The sequence below is a fragment of the Corynebacterium confusum genome (assembly GCF_030408715.1).
Lineage (GTDB): Bacteria > Actinomycetota > Actinomycetes > Mycobacteriales > Mycobacteriaceae > Corynebacterium > Corynebacterium confusum.
This window is the reverse complement of sequence record NZ_CP047202.1, coordinates 1,257,731-1,270,617: the sequence shown is the minus strand read 5'-3', so window position 1 is coordinate 1,270,617 and position 12,887 is coordinate 1,257,731. Positions and strand designations below refer to the sequence as shown.

Below are 12,887 nucleotides of genomic sequence, written 5' to 3'. Positions count from 1 at the left end.
TAGTCTTTCGGCTGTGCCGATGGCCTATGCGGTAATCTAGGCGGCATGACTGAACCTAAGGATCTCGCCCAGATTGGTGTCGTTGGCCTCGCCGTGATGGGGTCTAACCTCGCCCGCAACTTCGCCCACAATGGCAATACCGTGGCCGTGTACAACCGCAGCCCGGAAAAGACTCGCGCCTTCATGGACGAGCACGCGGGTGAAGGCAGCTTCATCGCCTCCGAGACCATTGAAGACTTCGTGGCCTCCTTGGAACGGCCCCGCAAGGCCATCATCATGGTCAAGGCCGGCGCGGCTACCGACGCCGTCATCGACCAGCTGGCCAGCGCCATGGATGACGGCGACATCATCATCGATGGCGGCAACGCCAACTACACCGACACCATCCGCCGCGAGCAGGAGGTAGCGGCCCGCGGCCGCCACTTCGTCGGCGCCGGCATCTCCGGCGGCGAGGAAGGCGCCCTCAACGGCCCGTCCATCATGCCGGGCGGCCCGGCCGAGTCCTGGGAAACCCTGGGCCCCATCCTGGAGTCCATCGCCGCCAACGTCGACGGCACCCCGTGCGTGACCCACATCGGTCCGGACGGCGCCGGCCACTTCGTCAAGATGGTGCACAACGGCATCGAGTACGCCGACATGCAGGTCATCGGCGAGGCCTACCAGCTGCTGCGCTACGGCGCCGGCCTGAGCCCGCACGAAGTCGCCGAGACCTTCCGTGAGTGGAACTCCGGCGATCTGGACTCCTACCTGATTGAGATCACCGCCGAGGTCCTGGCCCAGGACGATCCGGAAACCGGCAAGCCCCTGGTCGACGTCATCGTGGACGCCGCCGGCCAGAAGGGCACCGGCCGCTGGACCGCCATCAACGGCCTGGAGCTGGGCGTGCCGATCACCGGCATCGCCGAGGCCGTCTTCGCCCGCGCGCTGTCCTCCTCCACCGCGCAGCGCGCCGCCGCCCAACAGGCAAGCCTGCCGGCCGGCACCGAGGCCACCTTCGAGTCGCTGGACCTTGACCGCGCCGAGTTTATCGAGGACGTGCGCCGCGCGCTCTACGCCTCCAAGCTCATCGCCTACTCCCAGGGCTTCGACGAGATCAAGGCCGGCTCCGCCGAGCACAACTGGGACGTCGACCCGCGGGACCTGGCCACCATCTGGCGCGGCGGCTGCATCATCCGCGCGAAGTTCCTGGACCGCATCCGCGAGGCCTACGACGCCGACCCCCAGCTGCCTGCGCTCATCCTGGCGCCGTACTTCCAGGACGAGCTGGGCAAGCTCATCTCGGCCTGGCGCCGTGTGGTCGTCGCCGCGACCCAGCTGGGCCTGCCGGTACCGGTCTTCGCCTCCTCCCTGTCCTACTACGACTCCCTGCGGGCCGAGCGCCTGCCGGCCGCGCTGATCCAGGGGCAGCGCGACTACTTCGGCGCCCACACCTTCCAGCGCACCGACAAGCCAGGCACCTACCACCTCGAGTGGTCCGGTGATCGCAGCCTGAGTCAGTGGGACTAGTCGTCTGGTAGTCCTGCGGTGCTAGACTAAAGCACCTTATGACTACTTTCGCCGATCTCGGCTTACCCCGCGCCCTCGTCGACACCCTGGCCCAGCAGGGAATGGACAGCCCCTTCCCTATCCAGTCGGCCACCATCCCCGACGTGCTCGCGGGCAAGGACCTGCTGGGGCGTGCCCCGACCGGCTCCGGCAAGACCTTGGGCTTCGGGTTGCCGATGCTGGCCCGCCTAGGCGGCACGGGCGTATCCCGGCCGGGCAAGCCCCGCGGGCTCATCTTGGCGCCGACCCGGGAGCTGGCTACCCAGATCCAGGAGCGCCTCGACGGCCTAGCGGCCAGCCTCAACCTACGCACCCTCGCGGTGGTCGGCGGCGTCAACATCAACAATCACATCCGGCAGCTGGCCCGCCCGGTCGACGTCTTGGTCGCGACCCCGGGCCGCGCCCAGGATCTGATCAACCAGGGCTACCTGGATCTGTCCCAGGTGGAGATCACCACGCTGGACGAGGCCGACCAGATGGCCGACATGGGCTTTTTGCCGCAAGTGAAAAAGCTTCTAGCCCTGACCCCGGCGGACGGGCAGCGCCTGCTGTTTTCAGCCACCCTGGACGCCGCCGTCGAAGAGGTCGTGACCACCTTCTTGGACTCGCCGGTTGAGCGCTCCACCGCGCCGGCGGAAGCCGCCGTGGACACCATGGAGCACTACGTCTTCTACGTGGGCGAGCGGCCCCAGCGCAACGACGTCGTGCTGACCATCGCCGCCCGTGCCGGTAAGACCATCATGTTCATGCGTACCAAGCACGGCGTGGACAGCCAGACCAAGAAGCTGCGCCGCAACGGAATCAACGCCCTGCCGCTGCACGGTGACAAGAGCCAGGGTGCGCGCACGCGGGCCATCGAGGGCTTCCGCGACGGCAGCGTGCCGGTGTTGGTGGCCACCGACATCGCCGCCCGCGGCATCGACATCAGCGGTGTGTCCTTGGTAGTCCACGTCGATCCGCCCGCCGAGCACAAGGCCTATCTCCACCGGGCCGGGCGCACCGCCCGGGGCGGTGAGTCCGGTACCGTGGTCACCCTGGGCATGGAGCAGCAGCGCGACGAAATCACCCAGCTGCTCCGCAAAGCTGGGGTGGGCGCCACGGTCATCGATCTCTCCGACTCCGCGGATCCCGCCCACGACCCGCGCCTGGTAGATCTCACCGGGGCCACCAACCCGCCCGGCACTCCCCTGCCCCCGCCGGGCCAGCAGCCGCAAGAAGGCTCGGGCAAGGCCCGTAAGCGCTCCGCTGAGCGCCAGCCCGGCACCAAGAAGCCGCGCCCGCGCCGCGGTAGCGGCACCCGGAGTGGCAACCGGGGCCGGAAGAAGGCCGCCGGCTCCACCCGGACGAAGAAGCGCACCGGCGCCGATAGAAAGAACCCGAGGAGGAAGTAGACCATGGCCGATGTCCTAGCCCCGCAACAGTGGCAGGAACTACTCGCTGCCCATGAGGCACGGGCGGATGACCGCATGGCGCGGTTCCGCCACCCGGGCAGCTACCATCCGGTCTACGACTTCCTTTTCCAGTACTATCCGGTCCGCCCCAGCCACCTGCGCGCCTGGCACCCCGGGGTCGGCACCCGGCTGGCGGGTGACCCGCCGCACGCCGAGTGGCGGGACTACCACCGTGCCGAGGACGGGACGGTCGGGCTCGATCTCGAGGCGTTCTGGGCCCGCCGGGGCGACTCCGTGGACTATACCCACCGCCTGCTTACTCAGTCGGCACGCAACCCGGTTAACTTCGATTGCTTCGGCCTGCACGAGTGGGCGATGGTCTACCGCACCGATTCCCCGCGCCACGATCTACCCCTGCGGCTGGGCGCCGACGGTACGAACGCCGTGGTGGAGTCCCACCGGCTAAAATGCAGCCATTACGACGCCTTCCGCTTCTTTACTCCCCCGGCCAGACCTCTCAATATCCGGCCGCTGAACCGCCAGCAGCAGCCGAACAACGACCAGGCCGGCTGCGTGCACGTGACGATGGACCTCTACAAGTGGGCGTGGAAGCTTGGGCCCTTGGTCCCCGGCGAGGTCTTCCTGGACGCGTTGGATCTGGCCGTCGATGCCCGAGTGTTGGACATGGAGGCCTCGCCGTATGACTGCCGCGCCTGGGGTTTTGGCGTCGTCGCCATCGAAACCCCGGAGGGCAAGGGCGAGTACGTGCACCGGCAGCGCGCGCTGGCCCAGCGGGCCGAACCCATCCGCCAACGGCTTGTCGGACTCATCGAGCAGGCCCAAGCCACTAGACTGGGCAGCTAAGCACGCCCGGTCATTTTTACCTGGCGTCACGGCCCCGCAAGCACCACAAGTGAGGAAGACGATATGGCCCGCCACGCCAACGACAAGAACAACTTCGCTATCGCCGGATGGCTCATCGCCGTCATTGCCATAGCCATTCTGGTGGTGCTCGGCCTAATCATCTACTTGTTTACTGGCAACGACGACAACGGCGACGGCACCGACACGACCGCCCAGGAAACCACGCAGGCAGCCGAAGAGACCGCTACCGACAAGCCCGCCGCCGGCGCGGACAAGGACGCCAGCCAGGCGCCGAGCTCCGAGGAATCCTCGGCCCCCGCTTCGGAGAGCGCGGCCTCCTCCACCGCCGCGGCCGCCGGCGCTGCCGCCGCGGCCGCCGGCGCTGCCGCCCCGGGTGCCGCGGAGTCCACTCTCTTCCTTCTGGATACTTCCGATCAGATGGCGCCGTACTTCGACGCTGCGGCCGGTGGGGTGGCCGCGGCTGCCGACGGCGTCGGCGGCGAGGACAAGGCCGTGTCCCTGTGGAACTACTCCTCCCCGATCTCCGCGACGGCTACCGTCGGCTACCGCCAGAACCTCGGTTTCACCGACGGCGGCGAGACCGCCGGCGTGGTCAACAACTTCGGCACCGGCGGCGTGCCGCAGACCCGCGCCGCAATCGTCGCCGCGGTCAACAACGCCGCCGACTACGCCCGCGAATCCAACGCCCCCGCCCGCGTCGTGCTGGTGACCACCGGCACCGACGACTCGCTCTCCGACGAGGACTTCGCCGCCCAGCTGGCCGGCGCCAAGGACAGTAACGTGGAAATCTCCGTCGTGCACCTGGGCGACGGCGAGGTCGACAAGGCCTTGGAGGACGCCGCGGACTACTTCGACACCGTCGACCGCGCCGACGACGGTGCTGCCGTCAACGAGGCCATCAGCACCGCTGCCGGCGTCAAGTAGTCAGCCAGAACGCCACACAGCGCAGTTCAAGTACCGCTCTTCTTAGCTCTTGGTGGCGCCTCCGCCCCAGAGGGCCTGTAGACACAGCAAAAGGCTCCCCGGCCGCGTGAGCGACGGCTGGGGAGCCTGCGAATTAGCCCGGGAGTGTCAGGCCTTGAGCGAGCGTTCTAGGAGGACTTGCGCTGGCGGCGGGCGGCCAGCTCGTCGAGGCCGACGACGTTGGCCTCGTTGTCGATGCGCTCGGACGGGAAGGAAGAGATGGTGCCGGACAGTTCCTTCATGATGCCCGGGACGGCGATGCCGAACACGCCCTGACCGCCGGAGAGTAGGTCGATGACCTCGTCGTTAGAGCGGCACTCGTAGACGGTCTTGCCGTCGGAGACCAAGGTCAGCTCAGCCAGGTCGTTGACGCCGCGGTCGCGCAGGGAGTCCACTGCCAGGCGGATGTTCTGCAGCGAGATGCCGGTGTCCAGCAGGCGCTTGACGATCTTGAGGACCAACACGTCGCGAAAGGAGTACAGGCGCTGGGAGCCGGAGCCGCGGGCGGTGCGGATGGACGGGTTGACCAGGTTGGTGCGCGCCCAATAGTCGAGCTGGCGGTAGGTGATGCCGGCGACCTGACAGGCGATCGGTACGCGGTAGCCGACCTGCTCGTCCGGGCCGAGGTCGAACAGGGACTCCTGAACATAAGTCCCGTTGCCCTCGTGTGCGTAGATGTCTTCTTGGATGCTCACGTAATTACTCCATTGAAGTTTGGGGGAAGCCCTAATGCTTTATTTAAAGTCAAGCCTAGGCAAGAGTCAAGCGTTATCTGGCGTAACACGCCGAAACTTAAACCTCGAGTTTAACTTTAGACTTTCCCACAACTCGAGAGCACCATAGTTCACATCTGTTGCTTAGGAACCCTCAGCCCCCTCTTCCCCATCTTCATCAGGTGTCACATCATTATCTTGAACATCATCTGACGCAGGAGTCTCAGTGGTTTCAGGCCGCTCACCGGCGGAATCCCGCCCGGACTCGCAGAAATCGTCCGGGTCCAGTGCCTGAAAATCCTCCTCCGTCATGCCCAGCTCCTGCATCATTGCGGAGAAATCCGCGTCGGCCTGGGCGTCGCCGGAGGCCGAATCCGGCTGATCCGCGGCATCACCCAGGTCGTCGCCGGCCTCCCCGGCGGGGGTAGTGTCCTCCACCCCCACGTAGTGTTGCAGATCTTCCGGAGACACAAAGACCGCTACCTGGTTGAGCTCTTCTTCCTCGATCTCAATGGGGACATCGAAGTGATCAGCCAGGATGAGCGCGTCCGACATGCGCGCGTCCAAGACAGCGCCGTCGCCAGTGGTCAGCTCGAGGATGAAAACTCCCTCGTGGTAGCTGGTCACGACGGCGGATTCCAGCCCGCCCTGCTCGGCCAGGACGTCGATGAGTAGCTCGTGGGTACCCGGCCGGCGGCTTTGCGCACCGCCCAGGTGCGCGACCACGCGGGCGCCGTCGATGGGCGACATCCACACCGGCACGACCCGCTCCCCCGCATTCCAGCGGAACAATGCACAGAGGAATTCCTCCGGCTCGAGCATGTGAATGCCCAAAAACTCTAGGGCTATCCGGGCCACGCGACCTCCTTGTCTCCGCGCCGCCCTTAAAGCGGCGCCAATCGACTAAAACTCTTTGCGCAGATCCGTCTTGACCAAGGTGGCGTGCAAGGAAACCACCAGCGCGGTCATCTGCTGCGACATTTCTTCCGCCCGCAGCGTGGCGGTATCCGACTTCGAGTTTGCTACCGGGCTGGTGACCTGGGAGATCAGGTCTGCCTGCCGGCGAGCGTTGTTGCGCAGGCTCTTGAACTGGCGGTCGTCCAGGCCGAAGGCGCGCAGCGCCTCGACCGACTGGACCACGGCGACATCGTCAGCCGTGAAAAACCCGGACTCATCCGGCGCGAGCAGGCCCAGCTTGACCAGGTGAGCCACCGTCTTCTGATCGGAGCCGGCCTGCGAGGCGATGTCCCCGTCGGTCAGACGGGTAACAACCGGGGCGCGGAACTTGTCCGGGCTGACCAGGGTTTCGGTCTGGCCCGCGCTGACGATCGCGGTCACCTCGCCCGAGTCCATGGCCTCGAGCTGCTGGCGGATGACCTTCAGCGGGGTGTAGTTGTCCCGCTGAGTGGTCAGGATGTAGCGCAGGCGCTCGACGTCGTCATTGGTGAAGCGGCGGTAGCCGGAGGCGGTACGCTGCGGCGTGATGAGCCCCTCGGCCTCCAAAAATCGGATCTTGGAGACGGTGACCTCGGGAAATTCCTGGTTCAGCTTCCCCAAGACCACGCCGATAGACATGGTCTTCGCCTTCTTGGCAGCTTGTCCTGCTGCTTGGGTGTTCTTTGGTACTGCGCTCACTGTGCCTTACTCGCCAATTCCCTAAAATAAACGGTTGATACCACGCGTTCACAGCCGTCTTCTGGGCCGCGGAAGCGGTGCGCTCTGCGTGACACTACAAGCCGGCGCTGCGGAAGCTCCCCAGCTGTGGCCCGGGAGCCTAACGCCTGCGCGGTGTGGACTGAGTCCCGACGGTGGTCCGGGTACTAGTCCTGGTTAGCAATGAAAACTAGGCGGAACTTGCCGATCTGGATCTCGTCGCCTACCTCGAGCACCTGGCTGTTGCGCGGCTCGCGGTTGACGTAGGTGCCGTTAAGCGATCCCACATCGACGACCTCGAACTGGCCGTCCTGCTTGCGGAACTCGGCGTGCTTACGGGAGACCGTGACGTCGTCCAAGAAGATGTCGGCCTCCGGGTGGCGGCCGGCGGTCGTGGTGTCCTGGTCCAGCAGGAAGCGGGCGCCCGCGTTCGGGCCGCGCTTAACCACCAACAAGGCCTGCCCCTCGGGCAGCTGGTCCGCACCGGTGGCGCCGGATTCCGAGGTTGCCGCCGCGCCGTTTTCCATTTCCTTCAGCAGGTCAGCGCGGAAGACCGAGGTAGTCTCGACCTGCGGCTCCGAGGTGCCGTTGTTCTCACTCATTGTTTTACCTCCGGTTGGTGGCTCTCAATTAACTATTCCAATAATAGCGACTTCGCGCGGTGCGCGGGCTGCCTTCTACTTAAACAGATTACCTATGCTGCTCAAGGCGGAGTTGCCTGCCCCCGCGAGGGGGTTATCCGACACCATATATGTCCAGGTGGCACTCGGGCGCGCGAGACCGGCGTCCGCCAGGTGCGCCCCGGCCTCGTCGATCGGGATTGTGCGGAATGTCTCGACTGCCTGCTCGACAGCCCGCTGCGCGAGGTCCTTGAATTCCCGCACGGCAATTCGGTGGTACTCGTCGATGGGCGTCTCGCGGGCAATCGCGCGCAGGTGGATCGACTCGCGCACGTCGTCGAGGTGCTCTAGGTGGTCGGCCCAGCCCAGGTCCAGGTGGTAGAGCATAATCTCCCGGGCAGCGCGCACCCGCGCGTCCTCGCTCACGCCGGCCTCGGTCAGCTCCGCGGCCCGCTGCGGGGCCCGCGCGGCGAGCTCCTCCCACGCCTGCGGGGTGTCGAGCAGCTTGGCGCGGCGCTCGTCGATGATGATGCGCTGGTCGGCCAACAGCTGGTTGTACTTCCACGTCTGGGCGTGGATTTCTAGCAACTGCGCCTCGGTCACGCGCTGGCAGTGGGCCACGAAATCGCGCACCCGCTTGGACTCGATGCGGCCGTCCGCATCCGGGCGGGCCAACAACGACTCGTCCTCGCCGCCTTGGCGGACCACGTCGTCCTCGAGCGAGACGAAGATGACGCTGCGGCCCGGGTCTCCTTGGCGGCCGGCACGGCCGCGCAGCTGGTTGTCCAGGCGGGAGCTGCGATGTCGCGAGGTGCCGATGACGGCCAGGCCGCCCAGCCCACTGACCGCGTCGTGGTCGGCCTCGTCCGCCCCGCCCAGGCGGATATCCGTACCGCGCCCGGCCATCTGGGTGGACACGGTCACCCGCCCGCGTTCGCCGGCCTCGGCGATGATCCGCGCCTCCTCCGCGTCGTTTTTCGCGTTGAGCACGTTGACCTGAATGCCCAGCTCCTCGAGGGCGCTGGCAAGTGCCTCCGACTCGGCGACGTCGTGCGTACCCACCAGGATCGGCTGGCCGGCAGAGTGGAGGAGCTGGATTTCGCCGACGATGGCGCGGTTCTTTTCCGCGATGGTCGAGTAGATGCGGTCGGGTTCGTCCTCCCGGATCAACGGTTTGTTCCGGTCGATGACCGAGACCCGCAGGTCGTAGAACTGTCGCAGCTGGTCGGTGGCCTCAACCGCCGTACCGGTCATGCCGCAGACCGTCGGGTAGCGACGCATCAGCTCCTGCAGCGTGATCGTGTCGAGAATCCGACCGCCCTCGGAGACCTCGAGCCCCTCCTTGGCCTCGACCGCGGCTTGCAGCCCGTCCGGCCACCGCTGGAGATCGGCGACGCGGCCGCGGGAGGCATCGATAAGCTGCAGCTGCCCGTCGGTCACAAGGTAGTGGATGTCGCGGATGAGCAGCGCCTTGGCATGCAGCGCTAGGTTGACCTTGACCAGGATGGTGCCGATACTGTCTTCCGAATACAGCGAGTCGATGCCCAGGGCCTTTTCAACGCGCTGGGCCCCCTCGTCGGTCAGGGAGACTGTGCGGCCGTCCTCGGCGACGATATAATCCTTGTTCTCGGTCAGGTGCCCGACCACATCGGTGATTTGGCCGGTCGGCGCCTGCCCCGGCTCGGAGCCGGCCAGCACCAGCGGGACCAGGGCCTCATCGACGAGCACGGAGTCCGCCTCGTCTACCAGCGCGACGTCGGGACGGGCCTGCACCGTCTGCTCGCGGGCGGTGATCTGGTTGTCCCGTAGGACGTCGAAGCCCAGCTCGTTGACCGGGGCGTAGATAACGTCGCTGCGGTAGGCGGCGCGGCGCTCGGCGGAGGTCATCTTCTCTGTCACCGGGGCCACGGACAGGCCGAAGAACTCGACGAGCGGGCGCATCCACTCGGCGTCGCGGCCAGCCAGGTAGTTGTTGACGGTGACCACGTGGACACGCTTGCCGGTTAGGGCGAAGCCGGTGGCGGCCATAGCTCCCACCAGAGTCTTGCCCTCGCCGGTGGCCATCTGGATCACGTCGCCCTCCAGCAGACGCAGCACGGCCTGGGATTGGACGTTGAAGGGAGACATGTCTAGGCGGCGCTCCGCAGCCACGGCGAGCGCGGCCAGGAAGGCCGGCTTGTCGGCGACCTCCCCGTTTCGGATGGCGTCGTGGCCGGCCTGGGCCACCGCCGCGTCGTCGAGCTCGCGGAGCTGGGCCACGGAATCTTCCGCGCTCGTTACTACCGCCTTCGACTTTTTATCGTTGCGCTCAGACTGCGCGCCCATCGCTTTCCAGAACCAATCAAATGCGCCCATGGTTGTGTGGCATCCTCCTCGAACATCGGTCCCTTCAACTCTAATAAACCCGCAGTAGCTCGTGCGCAGTCGCCTCGTTATCCTTATAGGCATGCAATCAGTGAACGTCACCTTACCGTCGTCCACCGGCCTGAAGATGGCCGGGACTATAGACTTCCCCGATACCCCGCCGGAAGCCTTCGCCATCTTTGCCCATTGCTTCGCCGGCTCCCGCCACACCCCGGGTGCATCCCGTACCTCGAAGAAGCTCACCGACTTCGGGATCGCCACGCTGCGCTTCGATTTCCCCGGCCTGGGCCAGTCGGAGGGGGCGTTCGCGGACACCACCTTCCACCAGAACGTCGCCGATATCCAGGCCGCGGCAGAGTGGCTGGCAGACAACTACCACGCCCCGCAGCTGCTCATGGGCCACTCCCTGGGCGGGGCGGCCTCCCTGGCGGCTGCCGCCACCGGCATCCCGTCCCTGCGCGCCGTCGCCACCATCGGTGCGCCCTTTGACCCGGCCCACTCCGTTCTCCACTACGCCGACAAGATCGGTGAGGTTGATGCCAACGGGGCCGTCGACGTCGTGCTGGGCGGGCGCACGCTGACTATTTCGCGCGGCTTCCTGGAGGACCTCGCGGAGACCAACCCTGTCGATTACCTGAGCAAGCTGCGCAAGCCGCTGATGGTGCTGCACTCGCCCATCGACCAGACCGTTGGCATTGACAACGCCCAGAATATCTTCCGAGTGACCCGCTACCCGAAGTCGCTGGTCGCCCTAGACAAGGCCGACCACCTCATCACCAAGCAGGGCGCCGCCCAGCGCGCCGCCGATCTCATCGGCGCCTGGGCCGAGCAGTTTATCGTCCCCGATAACCAGCCGCCGGCGGTGGCGGCGGATGCCGCCGAGGCCCACCTGGCCTACGGCACCAAGATGGGCGTGGTCGTGCGCCACAACGAGCGCTCCGTGACCTCCGACCGCCTCAAGGCCGACGGCGGCAAGGGCCAGGGCTTTACGCCGGAGGGCCTGCTGATGTCCGCGGTTGCCGCCGGCACGGCCCAGGCTATCAAGGCAGCCGCCCGCGGCATGAAGCTCGACGATGTCCACGTCACCGTCAACCAGGGCGAAGGCGCCAACTTCACCCGTTCCATCACACTCTTCGGGGATCTGGACACCGGCCAGGAAAAGGCCCTGCTCGCCGCGGCCCGCCAGGCCGACATCCTCGAGCTCATCAGCAACGCCCGATTGGTGGATGAGGATAAGTGAGCATCCACCGCCCCTTAGCCGATGACGCCCGCTGCCCCTGCGGTACCGGGTTGACCTTCGGCGAATGCTGCGGCCAGTACCACGCCGGCAAGCCTGCGCCGACCGCGGAGACCCTCATGCGCTCGCGGTTTAGCGCCTTCGTCACGGGCAACGAGGACTACCTGCTGGCGACCTGGGATCCCTTCACCCGGCCCAGCGAGCTTAACCTCGCTGATGATTCCGTCCGCTTCTATCGGCTCGACATCCTCGACACCGTGGCCGGTGGACCCCTGGATGACAAGGGCATCGTTGAGTTCGAGGCCTTCTACAAGGGCGCGGCGACCGGAAGTCAGCGCGAGCGCTCCAGTTTCAGCCGCACCGACGGCCGGTGGATCTACACCACCGGCGCTTAAGCCCCAAGGCCCCTAGCCCCAAAGCTCCCGCCCGCCCTCACCCCGGATGTGCAGGCGATTCGACGAGCGCAATGACACTGTTGTAACCTTAGTCAACGTTGCAACAAGCAACGGCGGACTATGGCGCAGTTTGGTAGCGCACTACACTGGGGGTGTAGGGGTCGCAGGTTCAAATCCTGTTAGTCCGACAGGATTCGGCGACGGTTTCGCGAATCTAGCTTAAATCATTTGTGAAACCGTCTCCGACAGATAAACCCACCGCGTTGTCGCGGTGGGTTTAGTCGTTGTGGACGCCTAGGCCTCCTTAAACAATAAGAAACACAACATGGTTCGTCCCCTCTAAAACGACTTCTAGCCCGGAACCCCACACGGTTTTCCGAGCTAGATGTAGAAGCATATTCAGTTGTTCTTATGCAGCCTCGCCCGCGACCTGCGCGGGCCACATACGCGGCCTTAACGGTCTAGCGTGACCACCGTCGGGCGCGGTTGCGTAGCCGCGAAGCCACCGCTGACGCCTGCCACTTATCACCGCCACCCTGCGAGCGGGGCACCTTTGTTCCCCCCTTGCCGACGCTGGTGGACACAGCGCGGGACTCACCCGAATCCAGAGTGGTGACACTGCCCGCGGCCCCATCCCACTTACCCGGTCTGTAAACGAGGCCACGGTTGCAGACATGTCTGCCTCCACACCAGGGCTTACCCTCAACCTGCCCAGTGATGTCCACGACGACCTAATCATTCGCTGCACCACTTTTGACCCGCACGGGTGCGTTCCCGAAGCCAAAGACGAGTTTCCCGGCGTGGACTACTGCCCTAGCCTGCACCGCCTACTACGGGACGAACCAGCCCCAGGCATCGACATCACCCACGACATTATCCGCGCGCTACTTCCCTACCGCGGGGGTCCACATGGACATCGAGCCGAGGATTCTCGACGGCGAGGTAGACATCGAGCGGCTGTAGCTTCTGGCTTCACTTTATGCGATAAAGGAAACCCAGCAGTGGTGCGATGCTGCGGCTGGGGCTTCTCTTTTGCCCAGTCCCCCAAGGGGATGTGTCACCAAAACAGAGGCACCCTCGGCCTAAATGTCGCCACCACCAGCTAGGGTTATGAGACGAAA

General features: G+C 65.7%; 11 protein-coding genes and 1 tRNA gene. 7 read left to right on the top strand and 5 right to left on the bottom strand.

What is annotated here, in order from left to right; all coding sequences use genetic code 11:
• The first annotated feature begins 45 nt into the window (after window positions 1–45).
• From gnd to CCONF_RS05915, 4 genes are all read left to right on the top strand, one after another.
• Entirely contained in the window at window positions 46–1,506 is a 1,461-nt protein-coding gene (gene gnd, locus CCONF_RS05930) for an NADP-dependent phosphogluconate dehydrogenase (RefSeq protein WP_290221707.1), read from the top strand.
• A 38-nt stretch (window positions 1,507–1,544) separates the two neighbouring features.
• Complete coding sequence (locus CCONF_RS05925) at window positions 1,545–2,936, top strand: DEAD/DEAH box helicase (protein ID WP_290221705.1); 1,392 nt, start codon at window positions 1,545–1,547, stop codon at window positions 2,934–2,936.
• A gap of 3 nt (window positions 2,937–2,939) precedes the next feature.
• Window positions 2,940–3,800, top strand: a complete 861-nt coding sequence (locus CCONF_RS05920; protein ID WP_290221703.1) for a 3-methyladenine DNA glycosylase — start codon at window positions 2,940–2,942, stop codon at window positions 3,798–3,800.
• Window positions 3,801–3,863: 63 nt separating this feature from the next.
• Entirely contained in the window at window positions 3,864–4,745 is an 882-nt protein-coding gene (locus CCONF_RS05915) for a VWA domain-containing protein (RefSeq protein WP_290221701.1), read from the top strand.
• Window positions 4,746–4,912: 167 nt separating this feature from the next.
• Here CCONF_RS05915 and CCONF_RS05910 read toward each other — a convergent pair whose 3' ends face one another.
• From CCONF_RS05910 to secA2, 5 genes are all read right to left on the bottom strand, one after another.
• A complete protein-coding gene (locus CCONF_RS05910) occupies window positions 4,913–5,473 on the bottom strand; it encodes a MerR family transcriptional regulator (RefSeq protein ID WP_290226289.1) in 561 nt (186 codons plus the stop codon).
• Window positions 5,474–5,641: 168 nt separating this feature from the next.
• On the bottom strand, window positions 5,642–6,355 hold the full coding sequence (locus CCONF_RS05905) for a bifunctional nuclease family protein (protein WP_290221700.1): 714 nt from the start codon (window positions 6,353–6,355) through the stop codon (window positions 5,642–5,644).
• A gap of 45 nt (window positions 6,356–6,400) precedes the next feature.
• Window positions 6,401–7,132 carry a transcriptional regulator FtsR gene (ftsR, locus tag CCONF_RS05900; protein WP_290221699.1) on the bottom strand — a complete coding sequence of 244 codons (732 nt, stop codon included), beginning with the start codon at window positions 7,130–7,132 and terminating at the stop codon, window positions 6,401–6,403.
• Between the two features lie 185 nt (window positions 7,133–7,317).
• Window positions 7,318–7,752 carry an oxoglutarate dehydrogenase inhibitor Odhl gene (odhI, locus tag CCONF_RS05895; RefSeq protein WP_290221697.1) on the bottom strand — a complete coding sequence of 145 codons (435 nt, stop codon included), beginning with the start codon at window positions 7,750–7,752 and terminating at the stop codon, window positions 7,318–7,320.
• A 75-nt stretch (window positions 7,753–7,827) separates the two neighbouring features.
• Complete coding sequence (secA2, locus tag CCONF_RS05890) at window positions 7,828–10,125, bottom strand: accessory Sec system translocase SecA2 (protein WP_290221696.1); 2,298 nt, start codon at window positions 10,123–10,125, stop codon at window positions 7,828–7,830.
• 91 nt (window positions 10,126–10,216) lie between these two features.
• Between secA2 and CCONF_RS05885 the strand changes: the two genes are divergently transcribed.
• From CCONF_RS05885 to CCONF_RS05875, 3 genes are all read left to right on the top strand, one after another.
• Window positions 10,217–11,374 carry a bifunctional alpha/beta hydrolase/OsmC family protein gene (locus tag CCONF_RS05885; protein ID WP_290221694.1) on the top strand — a complete coding sequence of 386 codons (1,158 nt, stop codon included), beginning with the start codon at window positions 10,217–10,219 and terminating at the stop codon, window positions 11,372–11,374.
• A complete protein-coding gene (locus tag CCONF_RS05880; protein WP_435384060.1) occupies window positions 11,371–11,766 on the top strand; it encodes a YchJ family protein in 396 nt (131 codons plus the stop codon). Before CCONF_RS05885 ends, CCONF_RS05880 begins: the two co-directional genes overlap by 4 nt.
• A 114-nt stretch (window positions 11,767–11,880) precedes the next feature.
• Window positions 11,881–11,954, top strand: a tRNA-Pro gene (locus CCONF_RS05875).
• Window positions 11,955–12,887: the final 933 nt, after the last annotated feature.

Excerpts from the sequence above, each read along its gene's own strand:
- CCONF_RS05885 (WP_290221694.1), top strand. The coding sequence starts at position 10,217 with ATGCAATCAGTGAACGTCACCTTACCGTCGTCCACCGGCCTGAAGATG.
- CCONF_RS05915 (WP_290221701.1), top strand. The coding sequence starts at position 3,864 with ATGGCCCGCCACGCCAACGACAAGAACAACTTCGCTATCGCCGGATGG.
- secA2 (WP_290221696.1), bottom strand. The coding sequence starts at position 10,125 with ATGGGCGCATTTGATTGGTTCTGGAAAGCGATGGGCGCGCAGTCTGAG.
- odhI (WP_290221697.1), bottom strand. The coding sequence starts at position 7,752 with ATGAGTGAGAACAACGGCACCTCGGAGCCGCAGGTCGAGACTACCTCG.
- CCONF_RS05925 (WP_290221705.1), top strand. The coding sequence starts at position 1,545 with ATGACTACTTTCGCCGATCTCGGCTTACCCCGCGCCCTCGTCGACACC.
- gnd (WP_290221707.1), top strand. The coding sequence starts at position 46 with ATGACTGAACCTAAGGATCTCGCCCAGATTGGTGTCGTTGGCCTCGCC.
- CCONF_RS05920 (WP_290221703.1), top strand. The coding sequence starts at position 2,940 with ATGGCCGATGTCCTAGCCCCGCAACAGTGGCAGGAACTACTCGCTGCC.